The organism is Flavobacterium sp., from assembly GCF_046317795.1.
Classification (GTDB): Bacteria; Bacteroidota; Bacteroidia; order Flavobacteriales; family Flavobacteriaceae; genus Flavobacterium.
Map to the genome: position 1 here is coordinate 1 of NZ_JBKCVI010000011.1, position 25,236 is coordinate 25,236.

Sequence of the window (25,236 nt, forward strand, 5' to 3'; positions counted from 1 at the left end):
TCTTTCCGCCATTAAATGAATACCAGCTTAAACTAGAATGAGTTTGGTATAATCAATGTTTATAAATTAGGGTTGAATTAGTATTAGTGTTATAAAACAAATTAAAAGAATACGTCATAGTTAATAACATTATTATAATGAATAATGGGACTATTCCATTACAAATTGCTTTAAAGATTTTAGGAAACAATGGAGAGATTATAACAACACCTTTCAGTTATGTTGCTACAACAGCATCAATCGTTTGGGAGTACTGTACGCCTGTTTTTGTGGATATCCATCCGGAGTATCTCACCATTGATGAAACCAAAATTGAAGCCGCTATTACCGAAAAAACTACCTGTATTTTAGCAACCCATGTTTTTGGGAATCCTTGTCATGTTGAAGCGATTGAGGCGATTGCTAAGAAACATAATTTAAAAGTAATTTATGATGCGGCTCATGCTTTCGGTGTAACTTATAATAACCAATCTATTTTCGACTATGGCGATGTAAGTACTTGTAGTTTTCATGCTACAAAGTTATTTCATACCGGAGAAGGCGGTGCTTTGTTTTGTGAAGACGAGTTGTTGCGTCATAAGATGTTTTATAGCCACAATTTTGGACATAACGGACCTTTAGATTTTCACGGTTTGGGTATCAACGGTAAAATTTCGGAGTTGCAAGCGGCAATGGGATTGGCCGTTTTTCCGTACATGGAATCCATTTTAACAAATAGAAAAGCCGTTGTCGATTGTTACGATGCAACTCTTGATTTTTCTACCTTAAAAAAAATCAAGATTAGAGCGAACACGCAATGGAACTACAGTTATTATCCTGTGTTATTTGAAACAGAAGAACAACTCTTAAAGGTTCAAAAAGCGCTCAACGAACAGCAGATTTTCCCGCGACGGTATTTTTATCCCTCGTTAAATACGATACCCTACGTAGACAAAGTGTCGATGCCCTTTTCCGAAAGTGTAGCTAGCAGAATTTTGTGTTTGCCTTTATCTCATGACTTAGCAATTTTAGATGCCCAAAAAATTGTGAAACTTATAAATACTAATTTATCATGCTAATAATTGGAGCCAAAGGTTTTGCAAAAGAAGTATTAGAGGTTTTACATCAATTGAAACAACTAGAAAATATCTGTTTTTATGATGATGTCAATGATACTGTTCCTGAAAAATTATTTGGTCAGTTTCCAGTATTTAGAACAATTCATGAAGCTGCAGTTTATTTTAAAACAATAGATAATCAGTTTACTATTGGTATCGGGAATCCTGTTTTGAGAAAAAAAATATTTAATAAATTCTCTGAATTAGGAGGAAAATTAACATCAACTATAAGTCCTATGGCATCTATAGGAACTTTTGATGTAAATATTGGATATGGAACGAATGTGCTTTCAGGTGCAATTTTTTCTAATGGAAGTAAAATTGGAAAGGGAAGCATTGTCTATTATAATTCTATAATTACTCATGATTGTGTAATTGGAGATTTTGTTGAAATATCACCTAGTGTAACAATATTGGGAAGAAGTGAAATAGGATCTTATACCCAAGTTGGATCAAATGCTACAATTCTCCCTGATATAAAAATAGGCCAAAATGTAATAATTGGAGCGGGTTCCGTTGTTACCAAAGATATTCCTGAAAATTGTGTTGTTGTCGGAATTCCTGCAAAAGTTATAAAAGAACTAAATCCTTTAGATTTTTAAGTGATAACAAAACCCATGGTTTCTGTAGTGATGATCACCTATGGTCATGAGCAATATATTAAGCAGGCCATTGAAGGAGTGCTGATACAACAATGTGATTTTGCAGTAGAATTAATTATTGCCAATGATTGTTCACCAGACAATACAGATAACGTGGTTGATCAATTTATGGAAAATCATCCCAATTCAAACTGGATAAAATATACAAGGCATAATTCAAATAAAGGGATGATTCTGAACTTTATTTGGGCTTTAGAACAAGCTAATGGAAAATATATAGCACTTTGCGAGGGTGACGACTATTGGACTGATGCTTTAAAATTGCAAAAGCAAGTTGATTTTTTGGAAGTTAATCCTAAATCCTCAATGTGCTTTACTTCTGTAAAAAAATATTATCAAAACAAAAACATATACAGTAAATGGAATTTAGAATTAAAACAAAAAGAATATTCAGCAAAAGAAATCATATATAATTTATTGGTTCCGACATGTAGCGCCGTTTTTAGAAATGAAGAGAACTGCAATTATGATAAGTTATTTAATAATAAAAATTTCATTTTTCCCGATATGATTCTGTGGTTATTTTTGCTCGGAAAAGGCAGTGTTTTTTGTTTACCCTTTGAAAGTGCAGTTTATAGAAGAAATGAAAGTAGTGTTACAGCCGATATGCCTTTAGATTTGCAATTGAGATTGTTAAAACAGCATGAAGAAATTGCAATTAGCTTTAATGATAAATATAAGGATGTTGAAAAGAAATATTTAAGTCGTCAATATATGGTGATTTCATTAAAGTTGTTCGTTAAAAAAGATTCAAGATGTATAGAGTATTTTAGGAAATCAATAAGTAAGAACATTTTTGATTTACCAAATAATCTGTTTTACATCTTGAGTAAGATATTTAAAAAAAATTATTCATTGTGAAAAAAAAAATATGCTTAGTCTCTCATACACTCCAAATGGGTGGAATGGAAAGAGTAATGGCGGGTTATGCAAATTATTTAGCTAAAAACAACAAATTTGAAGTGACTTTGATACTTTTGTTAAAGGTTCAAAAGTTTTATGATATAGATGATAGGGTTACAATTATCGAGCCTAACTTTGAGTACAATAAGAAAAATAGAATTCTATATTTAATTAAAATTATTTTTTGGTTAAGAAAAGAAATAAAAAACACCAGAGCTCAATCAGTACTTTCATTTGGCGAATATTGGAATTCATTAATGTTGGTTTCAACAAGTGGACTGAAAATTTCAAAATATATCTCAGATAGGAGTAAGCCAACAATAGAGTGGAAAGGATTTAATAAAATAATAAGAGAAATTACATATAAAAATGCAACAGGGTTTATAGCACAAACTAAACTCGCTGCAAAAATGATAGAAGAAAAATATAAAATAACAAATACTTTAGTTACTGGAAATCCAATTCGAATAATAGAATTTGATGATAATGATGAACGGGAAAATATAATTATAAGTGTTGGTCGATTAATTGAATACAAACAGTTTAATAAATTAATTTCTATATTTTCAAGATTATCTAATTCTCAAAACTGGAAATTGATGATTTTGGGCGATGGTCCATTATTAGATGATTTACAAGTGCAAATTAAAGAGTTAAATTTAAATGATAAGGTAATTCTTTGTGGCGCTATAAAAAATGTAGATGACTACCTAATCAAATCAAAAATATTTGCCTTCACATCCTATTATGAGGGATTTCCAAATGCCCTAGCAGAAGGTATGATGGCAGGATGTTCTTGTATTAGTTTTGATTGTATATCTGGACCATCAGATATTATCGAAAATAAAAAAAATGGTTTTTTAATCCCATTAAATGATGAGGAAGAATTTCTTTCAAAGCTGCAATTATTAGTTGACAATCCATCAATTATTGAAGATTTTAGAATTCAAGGACAAAAGTCAATACAAAAATACACGGAAGAAATAGTCCATAAAAAAATGATGGAATTTATAAATTAAAAGTAGTTATTTAACTAATTCATTCGCAAATCATTACTTAAAAACAAAATAATTATAATGATATTTTTAATTACTGGCGGTGCCGGATTTATTGGCTCAGCAATTGTTCCAAAACTACAAAGTGAAAACCACGACGTCTTTGTATATGATAATTTAAGCTTTGGAAACAGAGATTTTATCAACGTTACCGACGACCATTTTTTTCTTGGTGACATCCGAGATGCAGCAGCGTTTTCTAAAGCTGTTCAAACCATTTCGCCAGATATTATAATTCATTTGGCAGCCGTTCACTTTATTCCCTATTGCAACGAACATCCTTTTGAATCTTCGGATATCAATATTCGCGGAACAATGAATGTACTGAATGCTGCTAAAAAGCTAAAAAATCTGACTAAAATAATCTTCGCTTCAACTGCGGCGGTTTATCCAATTTCAGATTTTGCTGTTGCAGAAACCGATGAGGTAAGACCTTTAGACATTTATGGTTTAAGCAAATTAGCTGGCGAACAACTGATGCAGAAATTTTATCTCGAAACTAAAATCGATACGATTTGCTGTCGTTTTTTTAATGCATTCGGACCTAATGAAACTAATCCGCATTTGATTCCAGAAATTGAAAAACAGATTAGAAAAGGAAACCGAACAATTGCTTTAGGCAATCTGACTCCAAAACGTGATTTCATTCATACACATGATATGGCGAATGCGATGTTTGCTTTAATAAAATTAGAAAATTTGGGTTATGATACTTTCAATTTGGGACGCGGGATAGAATATGCTGTCACTGAAGTGGTAGAAGAGTTTGAAAAAATCCTGAATGAAAAGATTGTTATCGAAGTAGATCCTGCTCGAGTTCGAAAAGTGGAAAGAATGCATTTATTAGCCGATGTTTCTAAATTGAAACAAAGAACAGGTTGGGAACCAAAATGGAGTTTAAACCAAGGAATAAAAGATTTAGTAGATAATTGGTTAGAATATGAACGACAGATTTAAATTAGGTTTACTTTTCAATTTTAATCCAAAATGGACGGGTGGTATCATTTATTTATTAAATGCCATTCGCATTCTGAATTTCTTGGATGAAAAAGACAAGCCAACAGTGGTAGTGCTTTACAACCCATCGCTTAAAAAATATGTATACGAAATTAATTATCCGTATTTGGAATTAGTGCCACATAATTTTCCCTCGATTTATAAAGGTTATTTGGATTCAATTCTAAAAAACAAAAACACTTTTGTGCATGATTTGGTTGTCTATCATAAGCTAGATGCCATTTTTCCGATGCATGATTATCCAGTAAAAAGTAAATTGGATGCCAAGTTAGTTTCTTGGTATGCCGATTTACAACACATATATTATCCGCAATTTTTTACTAAAAGAAAAGTAATTGAGCGTAATGCTCGAATTAAACTAATACTAAAAAATTCAAAAGATTTAGTGGTATCTAGTCAAGCCGTGAAAGATGATTTTTATAAGTTCTTTAAAGTTCCAAAAAAACTAAATATTCACATTTATCATTTTGTCTCTATCATTGAAGGTTTGCCCGATATGAGTTTTGACGAAATTCGAAATAAGTATGATTTGCCCGAACATTTCTACATGATAAGTAATCAGTTTCACAAACACAAAAACCACAAAGTTGTTTTTGAAGCAGTTGCCGAATTAAAAAGAAAAGGGATTGAAGTTTGCATCGGAATTACTGGTCGATTTCCTGAACAACCGGAATCGCCCTATTTACAGGAATTACATGATATCATTAATAAAAATGATTTAAAACAGTCTGTTAAGTTTTTCGGACTTATTCCACGTGGTGATCAATTATTATTGATGAAATATTGCAAAGCGATACTGCAACCCAGTTTATTTGAAGGTTGGAGCACCGTAATTGAAGATGCAAGGTCTCTTCAGGTTCCGGTAATCGCGGCAAATCTCAATGTAAACATGGAACAATTAGAAGAAACAGGAACTTATTTTGAACCACACAATGTAAGACAACTTGTTTCAATTTTAGAAACCTATCCCAATAGAGATTATACCAAACTATTATACGATTCGTATGAAAACCGTATGAAAACCGCCGCCTACGAATTATTATCTGTATTTAAATAAATCAAAATGAATAAATCTTCAAAAATTTACATCGCAGGACACAAAGGAATGGTTGGGAGTGCCATTTGGAATGCACTGAAAGCTAAAGATTATGAAAACCTTATAGGCAAAACCAGCAAAGAACTTGACTTGAGAAATCAAGCAGCTGTTCAAGAATTTTTTGCAATTGAAAAACCAGATGTAGTTATTGATGCTGCTGCTAGAGTTGGTGGCATATTGGCAAACAATAATTATCCGTTTACTTTCCTAATGGAAAATATGCAGATACAAAATAATCTCATTAATACGTCATTGCATCAAGATGTAGATAAGTTTATCTTTTTAGGGAGTTCTTGTATTTATCCTAAATTGGCGCCACAACCTTTGAAAGAAGAGTATTTGTTGACTTCTTCTTTAGAACCAACAAACGAATGGTATGCGATTGCCAAAATATCGGGAGTAAAAGCTTGCGAAGCTATACGTAAACAGTTTGGTAAAGATTTCGTGAGTTTGATGCCAACTAATTTATACGGTCCAAACGATAATTTCGATTTGCAGACGTCACACGTACTACCAGCCATGATGAGAAAATTTCACGAAGCCAAAGCCAATAGTGAGCCTGTCGAACTATGGGGTTCTGGTTCGCCCATGAGAGAGTTTTTACATGTTTATGATTTAGCAGAAGCAGTTGTTTTTGCTCTCGAAAATCCGTTTGCTGAAAACTTATACAATGTTGGAACTGGAGTTGATTTAACCATAAAATCCTTGGCAGAATTAATCCAAAAAACAGTCGGTCATACCGGTGAAATCATATGGGATAGCTCAAAACCAGATGGAACTCCAAGAAAATTATTGGATGTATCCAAAATGGCAAACCAAGGATGGATAGCCAAAATTTCTTTGGAAGATGGAATTCAATCGACCTACAACTGGTTTTTGGAGCACGAAAATTCGTTTAAACAAGTCAAAATGTAATTGTTATTTATAAAAAAATAAAAAGATGAAAACCGCATTAATTACTGGAATAACAGGTCAAGATGGTGCTTATTTAGCAGAATTATTACTTGAAAAAGGGTATATGGTTCATGGTGTCAAAAGACGTTCGTCACTTTTCAATACTGACAGAATTGATCATTTGTATCAAGATCCACATGCCAAAGGAATACGATTGAAATTGCATTATGGTGACATGACTGATTCAATGAATATCACGCGAATTATTCAGGAAGTGCAACCCGATGAAATCTACAACTTGGCTGCAATGTCTCATGTAAAGGTGAGTTTTGATACGCCTGAATATACTGCCAATGCAGATGGAATAGGCACTTTACGATTGCTGGAAGCTGTTCGTTTGTTAGGTTTGCAAAACAAAACTAAAATTTATCAGGCATCAACTTCAGAGTTGTACGGATTGGTTCAAGCAGTGCCACAATCGGAAACGACACCGTTTTATCCGCGTTCGCCTTATGCTGTTGCTAAAATTTATGCGTATTGGATTACTGTAAATTATAGAGAAGCTTATAACATGTTTGCTTGTAATGGAATATTGTTCAATCATGAATCACCTTTGCGAGGAGAAACATTTGTAACACGAAAAATTACACGAGCCGTTGCCAAAATCGGTTTAGGATTGCAGAGTGATTTATACATGGGTAATCTTGACGCACAACGCGATTGGGGTCATGCCAAAGATTATGTAGAAGCCATGTGGCGAATCTTGCAACAAGATACTCCAGAGGATTATGTAATTGCAACGGGAATCACAACGCGTGTTCGCGATTTTATAAAAATGGCTTTTGCAGAAGTTGGATTTAGTGTCCGTTTTGAAGGTGAAGGAGTTTTGGAGGTTGGAATTCTTGAATCAATTGATGAAGCCAAATACCAAGCTGCTTTAGGAAATGACTTTTCTACAAAAGATTTTTCAATTCCTACTTTAGGTTCTGTTCTTGTAAAAGTTGATCCTGCTTATTTCAGACCAACAGAAGTAGATTTATTGATAGGAGATCCTTCGAAATCTAAAACCAAGCTGGGTTGGCAACCTAAATATGATTTAAAAATGTTGGTGGAAGAAATGGTTGAAGCTGATGTTAAATTATTTCAAAGAGATATACACTTAGTAGCAGGCGGACATAAAATTTTAAGACAAGCGGAGTAGTATTCAAAAGTAGTTTATGAATAAAATTAAAGATAGAAAGATAGTTGTCGTTAATCAGGCGAGCAACTATCTTACTGTTGGTTTTTGCAACGCTTTCTCAGAAAAGTTTGAAAATGTGGCATTGGTTACTGGAAGTATTCACATTCAGGGTGAAGTTTTAAATTCTAATATTGAAGTTACTTACATCAATAAATGGGTAGAACGCCCCGCGAGAAAAAAAATTCTTTCATACATTAAAGCATGCTTTAAAATCTATTGGCTTCTACAAACCAAGTACAGAAAGCATGAAGTGTTTTTTGTTTCAATACCACCGATGGGTTATTTATTAAATTTATTAGTTGCTAATCGATTCAGCATGGTTATTTGGGATGTGTATCCAGATGTTTTTAAAATTACTGGAATGAAGGAAACTCTATGGTTATATAAATCTTGGGCAACTTTGAATAAAAAATCCTTTAAAAAAGCATATCGTCTATTTACCATTGGAAACAAAATGGCTGATTTACTCGAAGTATATGTAGATCGATCTAAATTGATTATTCAGCCCATTTGGTCAATATTTCAGGAAAATGACCGAGTTGCTAAAAATGAGAATCCTTTTATTCAACAACATAATTTACAAGAAAAATTTATAGTTCAGTATTCTGGAAACATTGGACTTACTCATAAAGTTGAGGTTGTTGTTCAGTTAGCAGAACTATTAAAAGAGAATTCAAACATTATTTTTCAAATAATAGGTCGAGGACCTAGAGTTCCTGAACTTCAAAAAATGGTGGAAAAGAAAAATTTACCTAATTGTATTTTTCTACCTTTTCAAACAGATGAAATGTTTCCCTACTCACTTTCAGCAGCAGACTTAGGTATAGTGATTTTGGACGAATTGACTTCCAAAGGAAGCGTTCCAAGTAAATCCTATAATTTAATGAGCTATGGAATACCATCGTTATATATTGCTGCTGAAGACTCAGAGTTGAATGATTATGCTCATCAGTTTCATGCTGCGGCATGCCATACGGAGAAAGAGTTGGAAAAAGCCAAACAATTTATTTTAGAGTTAGCTGTCAATCCAATAAAATGGAATCAAATGTCAGAAAACGCATTGAATACCTCTAAGCTATTTAGACGAGATAATGCCGATAAATTTGTAGAATTTTATTTATAATAATCTGTTGATAAAGTCAATAATATATACTGCATTTAGTAATCTGAAAAACAGCATTGGTTGGAAAACTAAAAGAAAAATAATTGTTTTTTCTGTTGATGATTATGGCAATGTTCGATTAAATTCTAAAACAGCAAGAATCAATATGGATAAAGCTGGAATGAAAGTATATTCCCGTTTTGACGCCTTAGATACTTTGGAAACTAAACAAGATTTGGAACAATTGTATCAAGTTTTAGACTCTGTAAAAGACGCAACTGGAAGGAATGCCGTTTTTACACCTTTTGCTTTGCCTTGTAATATTAATTTTGAAAAAGTAGCTGCCAATGGTTTTCAAAAGTATGAGTACGAGCTATTACCCGAAACCTATTCAAAATTAGCCAAAGAACAACCCGAAGCTTATCTTGGCGCATGGGAAAAATGGCAAGAAGGCATTCAGAAAGGTTTTTTAAAACCACAATTTCATGGAAGGGAACACCTCAATTTAGCTATTTTTCATGATAAATTAAAAAATAAAGACCAGCATTTGCTTACTGCCTTGCAAAACAAATCGTATACTAGTATTTCAGATGACAAGTATCCTACAATGTCAAGTTTTGCTGCATTTGATTTTTGGGAAGTATCCGAAAATGATAATTTAAAACCAATACTCATTGATGGTTTAACCCAATTTGAAACCGTTTTTGGTTATAAAAGCAATTATTTTACACCACCAGTTTTTAGTATTCATCATTCATTGTTTAGTGCGTTAAAAGAAAATGGTATAGACTATATAGATTTAGCATTACTTAGAAAAGAACATCAAGGAGAAGACCACTACAAAAAGTCATTTAACTATACTGGAAAAACAACAAAGGAAAAACTTACTATCATGGTTCGCAATGTGGTTTTTGAACCCACTGAAGTGCGAGGTATTGACTGGGTATCGTATACAATGAAACAAATAGAAACGGCTTTTCGATGGAATAAACCTGCTATCATTAGCTCACATCGTGTCAATTTTTGTGGGCATATTGATGCAAGCAATAGAGAAAAAGGATTAAAAAAATTACAAGAACTTCTGGAAGCTATTATAAAAAAATGGCCAGATGTTGAGTTTATGTCTGCCGATGAATTAGGAACCTACATAACTAAGAATACATGAAACGATTTTTATATCTAGGATACTATCTGAAACAAATGGATTGGAAAAAACTAGATTTGTTTTTGAACTATACAACCCAAAAAACTAGTCGAAACAAAATCAGTATTCTTTTTGAAGCCATTTTATCTGTTTTTAAATATAATATTTCGATTTTAGAATATTTTCAATTTCGCTTTTTTGAACAGAATCATATGGAGCGAAGTACTTGGGCAGGAACAGGATATATGTTTGAATATCAACTGCAAATGAACCCTAAAAGCGAAAGAACGATTTTAGACGACAAGACCAAGTTCTACAAAAAATACGGAAATTATTTTGTTCACACTGTAGCTGATGTCGAAGCACTCAAAAAAAACACCGATGTAGCTCAAAAATTAATCGATAACTCTTCAGGAAAAATTGTTTTTAAAGTTGCCGATGGTAAATGTGGTATTGCTGTTCAAATAGAAAAAGCTGAAAAGTTTACGCCCACAACTATGGTAGCGTTCATGGAAAATAATTCCTTCGATTTAGTCGAAGAATTTATAACGCAACATGCTGAATTAAATAAACTATCCCCATCTGCCGTAAATACGGTTCGTATCTTTACCCAATTGGATAAAAACAATAAAGTTGACCTTTTAGGTTGTCGATTAAGAATATCGGTTAATTCATCAGTAGATAATATGGCTGCAGGAAATATGGCTGCTGTTATTGATAAAACCACAGGAGTTGTAACAGGAAAAGGCGTGTATAGCGATATTACAAAGACGGATGAAGAAGTGCATCCTGTTACTGGAGTTGCTATAGTAGGTTTTCAAGTTCCTTTTTGGAAAGAAATATTAGAAATGGTAGAAAAAGCAGCACTACAACATCCGCAAAATCGTTCTATTGGTTGGGATATAGTGATTACTGAAAATGGTCCCGGATTTATAGAAGGCAATCACGACTGGTGCAAATTATTATGGCAATTGCCAGCAAAACAAGGATTAAAAGAACTTTTAAAACCTCATTTACGTTAGTGATGTATCGATTGATTTTTAAGAGATTATTTGATATTTTGGTAGCTATTATGGTTTTAGTTGTAATGTTTCCTATTATTTTTGTGGCATCACTTATTTTACTTTTTCAAAATAAAGGTAAAGTGTTTTTTTTTCAAGAAAGACCTGGTTTGCACCAAAAGGCGTTTCGTATCATTAAGTTTAAAACCATGACTGATGAAAAAGACAATAAAGGAATACTATTACCCGATAATCAACGAATTACAAAAGCTGGAAAAATCATAAGGAGACTATCAATAGATGAATTACCTCAATTGATAAATGTTTTGAATGGCGACATGAGTTTGGTTGGACCACGACCGCTTTTATTCAAATACATACCGTTGTATTCAGAAGCTCAGCAACGCCGACACAATGTTCGACCGGGAATAACTGGCTGGGCACAAGTAAACGGAAGAAATTCAATAAGTTGGACAAAAAAGTTTGAGTTGGATGTGTTTTATGTTGAACATCTATCTTTTCAATTTGACATTAAAATACTTTGGAAAACTTTTATAAAAGTAATAAAAACAGAAGGTGTCAATCAAAGTGATGCTCAACCTATGCAACCTTTTGATGGAACGAATTAAATTGTAAAATGACAAATAAAAAACTAATCATAATTGGTGCTGGAAGCGTTGGAAAATTCATCGCTTATAACAATTATAATTTTATACAAACCTATGAAATTATAGGTTTTTTAGACGATGATGTTGCGAAACACAATACCATTATTGCCGGAATTCCGGTGTTAGGTTCAGTAGATAGGTTAACGGAATTTGCTAATAGTGGAATAGCATTAGTATTTGGAATCGCTTTTCCAAATGTAAAAAAACATTTGTTTGATAAATACCAAAATTTGGATTTTGAATTTCCCTCATTTATATCCAAAAATGCTTGGATTTCAAATGAAGTAACAATAGGAAAAGGTACAATACTTTATCCTGGAATTTCTATAAACTATGAATCTTGTATTGGAGATTTTGTTGTTATCAATATGAATTGTGCTGTTGGGCACAATTGTTCTATTGACTCTTTTTCGTCTCTTTCGCCTGGAGTAAATTTAGGTGGAAATACTATATTAGGTGATTCTGTTGAAATGGGAATTGGTTCTTGTACATTACAAGGAATTAGTATTGCTAGTAATAGTAAAATAGGTGGCCAAGCTATGGTTACAAAAGATATAGTAGTATCGTGTACTGTAACAGGTATTCCAGCAAAACCAATATTGTAATAGTTTTGAGTAAACGACTATTTGACTTTATATTTTCATTAATTATCTTATTATTTTTAAGCGGATTTTTACTGTTTTTTTACATTCTAGCTAGTTTACAATCAAGATCAAATGGTTTGTATTTTCAACAAAGAATAGGTCAGTATGGAAAAACATTCACCATTTTTAAGTTAAAATCAATGCATGATACAAGTCAAAAAGTTACACCTTTTGGAACATGGATGCGAAAACATAAACTCGATGAACTACCACAGTTTTTTAATGTTTTAATAGGTAATATGAGTATAGTTGGACCAAGACCTGATATTGAAGGGTACTATGACAAATTAGAAGGTGAAGACAGAAAAATTTTGGAGTTAAAGCCAGGGATTACTAGTATAGCTTCTTTAAAATATTACAATGAAGAGACCATTCTGGAGCAACAAGAGAACCCTTTATTTTATAATGATACCGTTATTTTTCCTGATAAAGTAAAGATGAATTTAGACTACTTTTACCATCAATCTTTTTGGTTAGATGTAAAAATAATTTGGAAAACAATACAAGAATTAAATTAACTATTTCTACTAATGAATACTTCAAAAATATGGCTTTCTTCACCTCACATGGGTGGAACGGAACAACAATTTGTTCAAGAAGCATTCAATACTAATTGGGTTGCACCACTTGGTCCAAATGTTACAGGATTTGAAAAGGATTTAGAGAATTTCTTAGGTAGTAATACTTTTGTGGCTGCCTTGAGCTCTGGAACTGCTGCTTTACATTTAGGACTCATTTTACTTGACGTTAAGGCAGGCGATGAAGTTATTTGTCAAAGTTTTACCTTTTCGGCCTCTGCAAATCCGATTTTGTATCAAGGTGCCATTCCAATATTTGTGGATAGCGAACCAAATACTTGGAATATTTGTCCGAAAGCACTAGAAGAGGCAATTTTAGATAGAATTGCTAAAGGAAAAAAGCCCAAAGCAATCATTGCAGTCCATTTGTATGGAATGCCATTTGATGTAGAATCAATTATGGAAATTGCAAATCAGTTTTCTATTCCTATTCTTGAAGACGCTGCTGAGTCTCTGGGAAGTCATTTCAAAGGAAAGATGTGTGGAACTTTTGGAACATTGGCAGCTTTATCTTTCAATGGAAATAAAATCATCACAACTTCTGGAGGTGGCGCATTAGTTGCTTCAAAAGAGACTGAAAAAGAAAAAGCAGTTTTTTTAGCTACACAAGCACGCGATTCTGCACCACATTATCAACATTCAGCAATAGGGTACAATTATAGATTGAGTAATATTTCGGCAGGAATAGGTAGAGGTCAAATGCAAGTTTTAAATGATCATATTTTGAATCGCAGAGCAATGCACTCTTTATATGTTGATTATTTTGAAAATATAAATGGAGTTACCGTTTTCAGAGAACCTCATGCGAATTACTATTCAAACCATTGGTTGTCTTGTATTATTTTTGATGTAAAAAAAATAAACAAAACTCCTGACGATCTTAGACTTTTTCTGGAAACCAAAAATATTGAAACACGTCCTTTGTGGAAACCTATGCATTTACAACCTATCTTTAAAAAATACCCTTATTATGGTGGTTTTGTTTGCGAAAATTTATTTGCTACAGGGCTATGTTTACCATCTGGTTCCAATTTAACAAATCTCGATAAAGAGAGAATTATAATTGCTTTTGATGAATTTTTTAAATAGGATGCTTTTGTTGTTAATTTTATCTTAAATTTGTTTGTTAGATTATTCATGATGATAACATCAATATTTCAAACCTTTATAAAAAAAATATTTAATAATAGATTCCAAAACATTGGCTACCTGCCTCGTTGGATTATTTTTGTTATTGATATTTCTATTGTATTGGTAGCTACATTGATTAATTATTTAATTATAGATAGTTTATCTGTATCATTTGAAAGTCCACTGGATCGACCAATAAGTTCAATAATTGTAGCTTTTGTTAATGCTGGTTTTTTTGTTTTTTTTAGGACTTACGCTGGAATTATTCGCCATTCCACATTTATTGATGGTGTTAAGTTATTAATTGCTACATCATTTTCGTATCTTTTTTTGATGGTTGCTAATTTCAGCATTTACTATTTTAATAAGACTAAATTATTTTTATCGACTGGGTTGTTTATCACTTACGTCATCTCATTTTTACTTCTTTTTTTGTTTAGAATTTTGGTTAAAAATATTTTTGAAACTTATTTTCAAGCCATCAATAAAAATAATTTAATTAAAGCTGTTATTTATGGTTCTGATGCCAACGCTATTTCTGTTGCCAATGCATTGAAAACGGAAAAACCAGCTCGTTTTAAACTCACTGCTTTTATTGATAAATTTCAGCAAGTAAAAACATCTAAAAGTATTTTAGACTTACCCATAATCAATCAGACTAAAAGTGTTCATGTGATCATGCGAAGTGTTGGAGCAGAAGCATTAATTATTGCTGAAAAGAGCTTAACAAAAGAAGAAACAATAGCGCTAGTTGAAGAATGTCTAGAATATAATTTTAAAGTTTTTACTGTACCATTAATTACCGATTGGGAAGACCAAAAACAAATTTCAAATCAAGTAAAGAATTTTGATATTGAAGATTTATTAGAACGAAAGCCAATTGTATTGGATACTAAAAGAATTTCGTCTCAAATTAATAATAAAACAGTATTAATTACTGGTTGCGCTGGATCTATAGGTAGCGAAATTGTTCGACAAATCATTAACTATCAACCCAAAAAAATAATTATTTTAGACCAAGCCGAGTCACCACTCCACAGTTTAAAACTCGAAATAGACACTTTTTCAAAATCAATAGAAATTAAAACGATTATTGCCGATATCCGTAATTATGAAATATTAGAACGTGTATTCAGAAATTATGAGCCTAATTATGTTTATCATGCCGCTGCTTACAAACATGTACCGTTGATGGAAGAAAATCCTGCTCAAGCAATATTTACTAATGTTTTGGGAACAAAAAATTTAGTCGATTTGTCTGGGAGTTATGGAGTAGAAAAATTTGTTTTAATTTCTACAGATAAAGCTGTTAACCCCAGTAGTGTAATGGGCGCAAGTAAGCGAATAGCTGAAAAATATGTACAATCTTATAATTTTAAACTACATGAAAAGTCAAATAGTTCAACAAAATTTATTACTACTCGCTTTGGAAATGTTTTAGGATCAAATGGCTCAGTAGTTCCTTTGTTTAGCCAACAAATTCAGGAAGGTGGTCCAATAACTATTACTCATCCTGATATTATTAGGTATTTTATGACTATTCCAGAAGCATGTCAGTTGGTTTTAGAAGCGGGTGCAATGGGAAATGGTGGTGAAATTTATATTTTTGATATGGGAAAACCAGTTAAAATTATAGATTTAGCCAATAAAATGATACGATTGGCTGGATTTGTTCCTGATAAAGAAATAAAAATTAAAATTATTGGTCTTCGTCCTGGTGAAAAATTATATGAAGAGCTTTTGAACAATTCTGCAAAAACATTACCAACGCATAATGAAAAAATTATGATAGGATTAGAACATGCTGACAATTTCGATAATCTAGAAATGGATATTAACGAATTACTCCACACAGCCAAATATTCTTCAAATGAAGAAATAGTTTCTATGATGAAAAAAATAATTCCTGAATTTAAAAGTATGAATTCTGTTTTTGAAACATTAGATTTTTAATAAAAAATTTTATCAAATTACATTACATTTGCCAAAAAAATTATGCGCGTATCCTTTTTAACCAAACTTCTGCTCCTTTTTTTCTCAATTTTTTTTCTATCTTGTGCCTCGAAGAAAGATATTGTTTATCTTCAGGATGTAGATACTATAAAAGCTAGCAATTCCTTATCCTATGAGCCAGTTTTAAAGAATGATGATTTGTTGAGTATAATTGTTTCTGCCGATGATCCAGAAGTTACCTATATGTTTAATATTCCTCAAATTCAAGGAAATTATAAAGTTGATGAGAGTCAGTCAAGTATAAGAACGTATCTTATTGATAGTTATGGTCAAATCGAGTTTCCTGTTTTAGGGAAAATTTCTTTGGCTGGGCTTACCCGTTCTGAAGCAATTAAAGAACTTACTCAAAAAGTAAAACCTTATATCACAAATCCAACAATTAATTTAAGAATTTTAAATTATAAAGTTTCGGTCTTAGGTGAAGTAATTAAACCTGGTAGTTATACTTTCAGTAGTGAGCGTGTAACGCTATTGGAGGCACTTGCAATTGCAGGTGATTTGACTATTTATGGAAAAAGAAACAACATTCTCATTATTAGAGAAAAAAACAATCAAAAAACCTATAATAGAGTAGACATTACCAATTCAAGTTTTGTAAACTCTGAATTTTACTATTTAACCCAAAACGATGTTATAGTTGTAGAGCCAAATAAAACTAGAATTAATTCTTCAAGTTTTGGTCCTAATGTTTTAGGAATTATCTCTGCGGCATCCATTATTATTTCCATACTAATTCTATTACAAAGATAATATGAAAGAAAATTCTTTTCAAGATAAACTTCAAGATGAAAGTATAAATCTTAGAGAACAAATAGATAGTTATTTTAAATATTGGCCTTGGTTTTTGTTTTCAGTAATTATAACATTATTTTTTTCGTTTCTTTATTTAAGATATACACAACCACAATATAAAGCAGTGGCAACTATACTTGTAAAAGATGACAGAAAAGGTAATTTTCAGTCTGAATTAAGTTCATTTAACGATTTAGGTTTAATGAATACAAAGAATAATGTAGACAATGAAATTGAGGTTATCAAGTCAAGAAGTATTTTAGAAAAAGCAATTAAAAAACTTAATTTTAATGTTTCTTTTTTTATTGAAGGTCGTGTAAAAGTTCAGGAGTTTTATGAAAAAAACCCCATAGAGGTTTCTTTTTTTGATGTAAAAGACAATTTTTATAATATTCAGCAATCGTATTTAATCGAATACAGTTCAAATCAAACTTTTGAATTAAAATCTTCCGAAACAAAATCACTCGGAATTTTTAAATACGGCACGATTATAAATTTATTCAATGCAAAAATGGTCATTACTAAAAGACCAATAATTGAAAAAAGTGAAATTGATCCAAATTTTTCAATTATGATGAACATAAATAAATTAGAACAAGTTGTACAAAGTTTTAGAAATAGAGTTTCAGTAGTCCCTCTTAGTAAAAATTCTAGTGTAGTAGAACTTACATTAATCGATCCTGTCCCGCAAAAAGCTCAAGATTTATTAAATAGCATAATTGAAATTTACAATCAAGATGCCATTGACGACAATAATTATATTTCAAAAAACACCCAAAAATTTATTGATGAAAGATTAAAATTCATTTCAGAAGAACTTGGTGATGTTGAAAAACTTGGAGAAACGTTTTTAAAAAGTAATAAATTAACCGATATTCAAAGTAACGCAGAGTCTTTCATTGAAAATTCCAACGATTTCCAACAAGAATTAATTCAAACAGAAACACAAATTAAAGTGGTTAACTCCATGATTGATTACTTAAAAAATGCTCCAAAGGATGCCATCATACCAAATAATATTGTTTCATTTGACGGAAGCGTTTCAAATACTGGTGATTTGATAAATGAGTATAATAGCTTAGTGATTCAAAAAAACAGAAACTTAACTAGTGCTACCGAAAAAAACTTAACCGTTGTAAATCTTAATAATAAGATAATCGATATGAGATTGAATATAGCAGAAAATCTAAATCGTTTAATCACAACATTACAAATTAAAAGAGGAGATCTAGAAAAGCAAGAAAATTTGCTTAGCAGTAAAATATCAAGTATTCCTAGTCAAGGAAGAGAATTTAAAGTAATTGATAGACAACAAAAAATAAAAGAAACACTTTACGTTTATTTACTTCAAAAAAGAGAAGAAATAGGAATTACACTTGCCGTTACTGCTCCAAACGCTAAGATTATTGACTCTGCTTTGGTATCAAATTCACCTGTATCTCCAAATAGAAACATAATTAAAATTTTTGCACTTCTTGCTGGTATAGGCATTCCATTTATAGTTATTTTTATTAAAGATTTCCTTGATACTAAGGTAAAGAGTAGACGTGATGTCGAAAAAGTAGTTTCAATTCCTTATTTAGGCGATATTCCATCATCTGAAACTAATGACAAAATTATTGAAGTTCATAGTCGATCTAGTTCTGCCGAAGCAATACGAATGATTCGCACTAACCTTGATTTTGTGTTAAGTACTATTAGCGATACTAAGTGTAAAACTATTTTCGTAACTTCTTCCATACCCAAAGAGGGAAAGACATTTGTGTCTGTTAATCTTGCCGCTACTATTGCTTTATCTTCCAAAAAAGTACTTATTATTGGACTTGATGTTCGTAACCCTAAATTGAATAGTTATATCAACATTCCCGCAAAAGGATTGACTAATTATCTTGCTAGAAATGACCAAAACATAAACGATTACATTGTTAAAATTGACAATTTTGAAGCATTTTACGCTTTGCCGTCAGGTGTAATTCCACCAAATCCGGTAGAATTATTAAGTTCTAATAAAATACATGATTTGTTTGATGAATTAAAAAAAGAGTACGACTATATTATTGTTGACACGCCACCTGTTAGCTTGGTTACTGATACGTTACTGATTGCTAAAAACGCCGATGCTTTTATTTATGTTATTCGTGCTAATTATCTTGATAAACGAATGTTAGGATTCATTCAAGATTTATATCAAGAGAAAAAATTACCTAATCTGTCTTTAGTATTGAATGATACTGATTTGAAAAAATCTTATGGTTACGGTTACGGTTATGGCTACGGTTATGGCTACGGTTATGGCTATGGCTATGGAGTTGATGAAGAAAAAATTTCTTGGAAAGATAAATTTTCATTCAAGAAAAAATAAATTATTGAGTATAACATATTTTAATGCCTCAATATTTTTAATTGCTATTTTATTCTTGAACGAATTGATATGTTTCTGATGGTGGACATCAGTGCCAACAAAATCATAATACTCGTTTTTTAATAATTTATCAGTTATTTTTGTTATGAATTTACCATAATACTCTACAGTTGATAATAGGTTTAATTGAAAGAGACATCCCGCTTTTTTGAGTTTATCATACTCATTGAAATTGTTGTGATAATATAAATAACGCTCAGGATGTGCTAAAATGGGCTTGTATCCTGCTAATTGAATTTCAAACAATATTTCATATAATTGAAATGGAGGACTTAAATACGACATTTCTACCAATACATAATTATCTTTTATAGTTAATAGTTTTTCGGTTTCTAGTCTTTTTAAAAAATACGAATCTAACATGTATTCACAAGCTGCTTTAAATGTATCAACATTACATTTATCTTGAACTATCCCTAATGTTTCTTGATGTATACTCCTAATTGATTCTTCGTTGTTATCCCAAACATTTGTTATTATATGAGGTGTCGTAATTATATTTTTGAAACCCAAGGTACTCATTTGAGAAATTAGAGAAATGCTATCTTCCAAAGTAATTGCTCCATCGTCAATCCCAGGAAGTAAATGGGAATGGATGTCTATGTGATTGTCTGGTATCAAATCACATAAAAGAGGTTTTTGTTTGAAAAAGTGAGTCAAAATTGTCCATTTAGTGTTGTAAAAATACTCAATTATAAATTTAAAATTAACTTATTTAATACATAACTAAATAATATTGGGATGTTTCTTTTCAAAGGGCTATGCTAATTTATATATTTGCGGGATAGAGTAACCACAGTAGCTTAGAAGACAAGTTGATATTTAATTATAAATTGAGAATAAAATTGTGAAAAATAATTCAATTACGGAAGATTGGGATTTAGTTATCAAAGGCCATACTTCGCTTTTTGACGTCCGGCTCAATGAAATTTGGCATTATAGAGATTTGTTATTTTTGTTTGTGAAGAGAGATTTTGTTACGGTTTATAAACAAACCATTTTGGGTCCATTGTGGTTTTTTATTCAACCTTTGTTGACTACGATAACCTTTACTATTATTTTTGGAAACATTGCTCAATTATCTACTGATGGTGCACCGAAAATTATTTTTTATATGGCTGGTATCACTTTGTGGAGCTATTTTTCAAATTGTCTCACTTCAGTTGCTGGCGTTTTTACAGCTAATGCTAGTATTTTTGGAAAAGTATATTTTCCAAGGTTAATCATGCCACTAACTGTAGTAATTTCTAATTTAATGAAATTTGGGGTTCAATTTCTCATGTTTCTTTGTTTTGTTTTCTATTTTGTTGCGAAAGGGCAAATCCAACCCAGTCTTTATATTCTATTATTGCCTTTCATTATTCTTCTGATGGCATTAATCGCCTTGGGGTTGGGATTGGTATTAACAGCTATGACTGCGAAATATAAAGATTTAAGTCAGTTGATTACTTTTGGAATACAATTGTTTATGTATATCACTCCAGTTATTTATCCTAGCTCATCCATACCTTCAGATTATAAATGGTTGGTTACTTTAAACCCTTTAGTTGCTTTGTTTGATTTTATGCGTTTTGCTTTTATCGGTATAGGCCATTTTTCAGTATGGTCTTTGGTTTATCCTAGTTTGTTTGCTGTAGTTATTTTAACTATCGGAATAGTTGTTTTCAACAAATCACAAAAAACATTTATAGATACTGTTTAAATGATATTAGATTTTAATAACAAAGAGCAGTAAAGAAGCATATTGATTTAGAGAATGCTACCTAATATTAAAAAATACAATCCGTCTAAACAATGCTAATCTGAGGAAAATAATTTTGATTTTAGATTAACATAATTAAATCCTAGTTTATCAAGGAACAAACAAAACCGAAAGTTGCATATGAGTAGAGTAGTACTAAAAGCGGAAGATATATCAAAACAATACCGTCTTGGACTCGTTGGAACTGGCACAGTACGTGATGATTTAAAGCGCTGGTGGTATAGTGTTCAAGGAAAAGAAAATCCGTTTTTAAAAATAGGGGAAACCAATAATCGATCTACCAAAGGAGAAAGTGATTATGTATGGTCTTTGCGTGATATTAATTTTGAAATAAATGAAGGAGAATCAATAGGTATTATTGGTCGCAATGGTGCTGGGAAAAGTACACTGTTAAAAATATTAAGCCAAGTTACACAACCTACCACTGGTCGAATTTATACCAAAGGACGAATTGCTTCCTTATTGGAAGTTGGTACTGGATTTCACCCTGAGATGACTGGAAGGGAAAACATTTACTTGAATGGCGCTATTTTAGGAATGAGGAAGCATGAAATAACTCGAAAGATAGATGAAATAATAGCTTTTTCAGGTGTGGAACGTTATATAGACACGCCGGTAAAAAGGTATTCTTCGGGAATGTATGTACGATTGGCTTTTGCTGTAGCTGCCCATTTAGAAAGTGAAATTCTAATTGTGGATGAAGTTTTAGCCGTAGGTGATGCTGATTTTCAAAAAAAGTGTTTGGGCAAGATGAATGATGTCAGTAAGGGTGAGGGTAGAACTGTTTTGTTTGTGAGTCATAATATGGCGGCGGTGAAACAATTATGTTCAAAAATAATTGTATTAGAAAATGGTTTAGTTGACTATGAAGGAAACATAGATGAAGGTATTACATCCTATTTAAATTTTGAGAATAAAAATCTGATTGTAAATTCAATTCAAGAGTTTATACAAAAACAAGATGATGAAATTTTTATTTTAAAAAGATTTTTATTAGATCAAGATTTTTCTAATCAAAATAACTTTTTTACAAATAAAAAGATTCACATAAATTTTGAATTCAATCTTTTAAAGGAAATTTTAGGTCTACGAATTGGTTTTGATTTAATTGATTTGAGCACGGGATTGGTTATATTTAGAACATTTCATAATGATGAAGATGTAAAAATCAATATTATGAATAAAGGAAGCTACACTATTCATGCAACGATACCAGAAAATTTATTAAAAGAGGGCTTATTTGCAATTAAACCAGTCGTTGGTATTCACAATAATAGATGGATTATTTATGATGATACTTTATTATTGAGATTTAATGTAATTAATTTTGATGGAATTAATAGCGCCTTTACTGATACTAGACCAGGAATTATAATGCCTAAATTAGAGTGGAAAATTAAAATCAACTAAGACTATCCTAATGTATAAACACATTTTAAAAAGACCTTTATATTCCATAGCAGGAAAAATTTCATCACTAATGAGAAATTTTCAAAAGCGACAAGATGACAAATTAAAACAAGTGGCTAATAAACAATGGAATAATTTGTTTAATGGGAAAGATTTTTTCGAATATAACTTATATGACTATGCCAAAATTAATTTATATAAAGATAGTGTTTTATCTAGACTGATTTGGAATAATTTTGAGAAAGACGAAACTGATTATATGTGCAAAGTTTTGAAAAAGGGAGATGTTTTTGTTGATATTGGTTCAAATATTGGTTTGTTTTCATTAATAGCATCAAAGATTGTAGGTAACGAAGGTAAGGTTATATGTTTTGAGCCGTCTCCCTTGACATATACTAGATTAAAAGAGAATGTTACAATTAATAATTATAATAATTTAGATGTTAGAAACTTAGGCCTTTCTGACTCTATAGGTGAATTAGCATTTTATGTTTCAAATAATGGATATGATGCATGGAATTCCTTTTCGCCGAGTGCAGATAATAAATTAGAACTTTCAATTAAAGTTCCTGTTTCAACATTAGATTTCGAGTTGAGCGATATTGATAAATCCAAAATTAAATTAGTTAAAATTGATGTTGAAGGATGGGAAAAATTTGTTTTACAAGGAGCAAAAGATTTTTTAATAAATTTTAATCCTATTGTTATGGTTGAATTTACTGAACAAAATACATTTAATTCGGGTTATCCAGTTCATGAGATATACGATATAATGAACAGTTATGGTTACACATGGTATAGATTACAAAAAGGAGAATTAGTCTTAGAAGAAAAAAAATTATACTATCCCTACGACAATTTAGTAGCCATAAAAAATATTTAGGTAAAAATTTTAACAAAACAACTAATAAATAAGAAATATTAAATCGTTTTATTAGTTTACTAAATTATAATTTTCAATAATAGAATGCCACAACTTACCATAATCACTATTAATTATAACAATAAAGTAGGTTTACAAAAAACCATCGAAAGTGTTATTAATCAGACATGGCAGGACTTTGAATATATCATAATTGATGGAGGAAGTACAGATGGGAGTAAAGCACTACTTGAATCTTATGATAAAAATATTGATTATTGGGTGAGTGAACCAGATAAGGGTATTTACAATGCCATGAACAAAGGGATTGAGAAAGCCTCAGGCGAATATTTACTTTTTTTGAATAGTGGTGATTGTTTTTTTAGTACAACCGTTCTTCAACAAAACCATGACCTCATAGCTGATTTTGATTTGATTTATTTTGACATACAGTTTGTAGAAGATATAAAATCTAGGGTTGTTAGTTATCCACACATACTGTGCTTTTCTGATTTTCTTATGGGTTCTTTGCCTCATCCATCAACTATGATAAAAGCAAGTTTATTTTCAACAATAGGTTTGTATGATGAGAACCTTACAATTGTGTCTGATTGGAAATTTTTTTTAGTAGCATTGTTCAAATATAACTGTACGTACCTTTGCGTAAATCAAACACTTTCGGTGTTTTATTTAGATGGGATAAGTTCTAATTTATCTAATCAAAAAATTCAAATTGACGAACGAGAAGAGGTATTAAATTCAGATTTCAAAAATCTTATTGCAGATCTAAAAGAATTAAACAAATTGAGAACGATTGTTTCAGGGTTAAGAAATTCAAAAAAAATAGCTTGGTTGGTAAAATTGGGTTTAATTCACAAGTTTTAATGAGTATTCCAAAAGTATCCATCATAGTACCATGCTACAAACAAGCCCAGTATCTTGACGAGTGTCTTCAATCTGTATTAGACCAAACCTATTCAGAATGGGAATGTATAATTGTTAATGATGGAAGTCCTGACAATACCGCTTTTTTTGCCAAAAAATGGGTTGAAAATGACAATCGCTTTATTTATCTTGAAAAAGAGAATGGTGGTTTAAGTAGCGCCAGAAACTTTGGCATACAGCATTCAAATGGAGATTATATACTTCCGCTAGATGCTGATGATAGAATTTCACATAATTATGTTGCTTTGGCATTACAAAATTTTCTTGAGGATATTTCCTTGAGTATTGTTTATTGTAAGGCTGAAAAATTTGGAAATGAGCATGGATTATGGGAATTAAAACCCTTCTCAATGAAAGCTTTAGCTGTTGAGAACATGATTTTTTGCTCGGCAATGTATAAAAAAAGCGATTGGGTTCGTGTAGGCGGTTATGATGTCAATATGTTATATGGTTTTGAAGATTGGGAGTTTTGGATAGCGATATTAAAAAATGGAGGAAATGTAAAAAGAATAGATTTTATTGGTTTTTTTTATAGGATTAAAGAAAACTCTATGATTCAAGTTTTGGATAAAGAAAAAAAGAAAAAGTTGCATGAATATCTAAGTGTAAAACATCCCGATTTTTTTGTTGCACAATTGGGCTCTTTCATTCATTTACATCTCAATGCTAAAAATGCAAAGTCTGAATTGAAATTTAAAGTAAACAACAAGAAATTTGTAATCGATTTGTTTTTTGTTACTTTTTTTGGTTTTAGTATCTTTAAAACCTATAAAAGAAATTAATCAATATTATCTATTT

At 31.2% G+C, this 25,236-nt stretch carries 23 protein-coding genes and 1 pseudogene; 23 read left to right on the forward strand and 1 reads right to left on the reverse strand.

The window, feature by feature from the left end:
- Positions 1-110 precede the first annotated feature (110 nt).
- The 18 genes and pseudogenes from ACK5ON_RS00465 to ACK5ON_RS00550 form a co-directional block, all read left to right on the forward strand.
- Positions 111-1,058 (forward strand): annotated as a pseudogene (locus ACK5ON_RS00465) (DegT/DnrJ/EryC1/StrS family aminotransferase); the annotation flags it as partial.
- Positions 1,052-1,699, forward strand: coding sequence for an acetyltransferase (locus tag ACK5ON_RS00470; protein WP_409818844.1), 648 nt, complete (start codon positions 1,052-1,054; stop codon positions 1,697-1,699). The pseudogene ACK5ON_RS00465 and the gene ACK5ON_RS00470, both read left to right, overlap by 7 nt.
- Positions 1,700-1,714: 15 nt before the next feature.
- The gene (locus ACK5ON_RS00475; RefSeq protein WP_409818847.1) at positions 1,715-2,620 is read left to right on the forward strand and encodes a glycosyltransferase family 2 protein; all 906 of its coding nucleotides are present in this window, start codon (positions 1,715-1,717) and stop codon (positions 2,618-2,620) included.
- Complete coding sequence (locus ACK5ON_RS00480; protein ID WP_409818850.1) at positions 2,617-3,681, forward strand: glycosyltransferase; 1,065 nt, start codon at positions 2,617-2,619, stop codon at positions 3,679-3,681. Before ACK5ON_RS00475 ends, ACK5ON_RS00480 begins: the two co-directional genes overlap by 4 nt.
- Before the next feature lie 57 nt (positions 3,682-3,738).
- Positions 3,739-4,674, forward strand: coding sequence for an NAD-dependent epimerase/dehydratase family protein (locus ACK5ON_RS00485; protein WP_409818853.1), 936 nt, complete (start codon positions 3,739-3,741; stop codon positions 4,672-4,674).
- Complete coding sequence (locus ACK5ON_RS00490) at positions 4,658-5,791, forward strand: glycosyltransferase family 4 protein (RefSeq protein WP_409818855.1); 1,134 nt, start codon at positions 4,658-4,660, stop codon at positions 5,789-5,791. Before ACK5ON_RS00485 ends, ACK5ON_RS00490 begins: the two co-directional genes overlap by 17 nt.
- Before the next feature lie 6 nt (positions 5,792-5,797).
- Complete coding sequence (locus ACK5ON_RS00495; protein WP_409818857.1) at positions 5,798-6,745, forward strand: GDP-L-fucose synthase family protein; 948 nt, start codon at positions 5,798-5,800, stop codon at positions 6,743-6,745.
- A gap of 25 nt (positions 6,746-6,770) precedes the next feature.
- The gene (gene gmd / locus ACK5ON_RS00500; protein WP_409818859.1) at positions 6,771-7,925 is read left to right on the forward strand and encodes a GDP-mannose 4,6-dehydratase; all 1,155 of its coding nucleotides are present in this window, start codon (positions 6,771-6,773) and stop codon (positions 7,923-7,925) included.
- 16 nt (positions 7,926-7,941) lie between these two features.
- A complete protein-coding gene (locus ACK5ON_RS00505; protein WP_409818861.1) occupies positions 7,942-9,087 on the forward strand; it encodes a glycosyltransferase family 4 protein in 1,146 nt (381 codons plus the stop codon).
- A gap of 7 nt (positions 9,088-9,094) precedes the next feature.
- Positions 9,095-10,231 carry a hypothetical protein gene (locus ACK5ON_RS00510; protein WP_409818863.1) on the forward strand — a complete coding sequence of 379 codons (1,137 nt, stop codon included), beginning with the start codon at positions 9,095-9,097 and terminating at the stop codon, positions 10,229-10,231.
- A complete protein-coding gene (locus tag ACK5ON_RS00515; RefSeq protein ID WP_409818865.1) occupies positions 10,228-11,232 on the forward strand; it encodes a sugar-transfer associated ATP-grasp domain-containing protein in 1,005 nt (334 codons plus the stop codon). The genes ACK5ON_RS00510 and ACK5ON_RS00515 overlap by 4 nt, the downstream gene beginning before the upstream one ends.
- Positions 11,175-11,840, forward strand: coding sequence for a sugar transferase (locus ACK5ON_RS00520; RefSeq protein ID WP_409818867.1), 666 nt, complete (start codon positions 11,175-11,177; stop codon positions 11,838-11,840). Before ACK5ON_RS00515 ends, ACK5ON_RS00520 begins: the two co-directional genes overlap by 58 nt.
- Before the next feature lie 8 nt (positions 11,841-11,848).
- The gene (locus ACK5ON_RS00525; RefSeq protein ID WP_409818869.1) at positions 11,849-12,484 is read left to right on the forward strand and encodes a NeuD/PglB/VioB family sugar acetyltransferase; all 636 of its coding nucleotides are present in this window, start codon (positions 11,849-11,851) and stop codon (positions 12,482-12,484) included.
- Positions 12,445-13,041, forward strand: coding sequence for a sugar transferase (locus tag ACK5ON_RS00530; RefSeq protein ID WP_409818871.1), 597 nt, complete (start codon positions 12,445-12,447; stop codon positions 13,039-13,041). The genes ACK5ON_RS00525 and ACK5ON_RS00530 overlap by 40 nt, the downstream gene beginning before the upstream one ends.
- 12 nt (positions 13,042-13,053) lie before the next feature.
- Positions 13,054-14,190 carry a DegT/DnrJ/EryC1/StrS family aminotransferase gene (locus tag ACK5ON_RS00535; protein WP_409818874.1) on the forward strand — a complete coding sequence of 379 codons (1,137 nt, stop codon included), beginning with the start codon at positions 13,054-13,056 and terminating at the stop codon, positions 14,188-14,190.
- Positions 14,191-14,241: 51 nt separating this feature from the next.
- Positions 14,242-16,185 carry a polysaccharide biosynthesis protein gene (locus tag ACK5ON_RS00540; protein ID WP_409818876.1) on the forward strand — a complete coding sequence of 648 codons (1,944 nt, stop codon included), beginning with the start codon at positions 14,242-14,244 and terminating at the stop codon, positions 16,183-16,185.
- A 42-nt stretch (positions 16,186-16,227) separates the two neighbouring features.
- The gene (locus tag ACK5ON_RS00545; RefSeq protein ID WP_409818879.1) at positions 16,228-16,995 is read left to right on the forward strand and encodes a polysaccharide biosynthesis/export family protein; all 768 of its coding nucleotides are present in this window, start codon (positions 16,228-16,230) and stop codon (positions 16,993-16,995) included.
- A gap of 1 nt (position 16,996) precedes the next feature.
- Positions 16,997-19,399 (forward strand): GumC family protein, encoded by a 2,403-nt coding sequence (locus ACK5ON_RS00550; protein ID WP_409818881.1) that lies wholly within the window; start codon positions 16,997-16,999, stop codon positions 19,397-19,399.
- On the opposite strand, the gene ACK5ON_RS00555 is transcribed toward ACK5ON_RS00550, so the two are convergent.
- Positions 19,382-20,119, reverse strand: a complete 738-nt coding sequence (locus ACK5ON_RS00555; RefSeq protein ID WP_409818884.1) for a tyrosine-protein phosphatase — start codon at positions 20,117-20,119, stop codon at positions 19,382-19,384. The genes ACK5ON_RS00550 and ACK5ON_RS00555 overlap by 18 nt on opposite strands.
- A gap of 187 nt (positions 20,120-20,306) precedes the next feature.
- Here ACK5ON_RS00555 and ACK5ON_RS00560 point away from each other — a divergent pair, with 187 nt between their 5' ends.
- From ACK5ON_RS00560 to ACK5ON_RS00580, 5 genes are all read left to right on the forward strand, one after another.
- Positions 20,307-21,161, forward strand: a complete 855-nt coding sequence (locus ACK5ON_RS00560; RefSeq protein WP_409818885.1) for an ABC transporter permease — start codon at positions 20,307-20,309, stop codon at positions 21,159-21,161.
- Between the two features lie 180 nt (positions 21,162-21,341).
- Positions 21,342-22,631, forward strand: coding sequence for a polysaccharide ABC transporter ATP-binding protein (locus ACK5ON_RS00565; protein WP_409818888.1), 1,290 nt, complete (start codon positions 21,342-21,344; stop codon positions 22,629-22,631).
- A 10-nt stretch (positions 22,632-22,641) separates the two neighbouring features.
- Complete coding sequence (locus ACK5ON_RS00570) at positions 22,642-23,514, forward strand: FkbM family methyltransferase (RefSeq protein WP_409818889.1); 873 nt, start codon at positions 22,642-22,644, stop codon at positions 23,512-23,514.
- 84 nt (positions 23,515-23,598) lie between these two features.
- A complete protein-coding gene (locus tag ACK5ON_RS00575) occupies positions 23,599-24,378 on the forward strand; it encodes a glycosyltransferase family 2 protein (protein ID WP_409818891.1) in 780 nt (259 codons plus the stop codon).
- Positions 24,342-25,220 carry a glycosyltransferase family 2 protein gene (locus ACK5ON_RS00580; protein WP_409818893.1) on the forward strand — a complete coding sequence of 293 codons (879 nt, stop codon included), beginning with the start codon at positions 24,342-24,344 and terminating at the stop codon, positions 25,218-25,220. The genes ACK5ON_RS00575 and ACK5ON_RS00580 overlap by 37 nt, the downstream gene beginning before the upstream one ends.
- Positions 25,221-25,236: the final 16 nt, after the last annotated feature.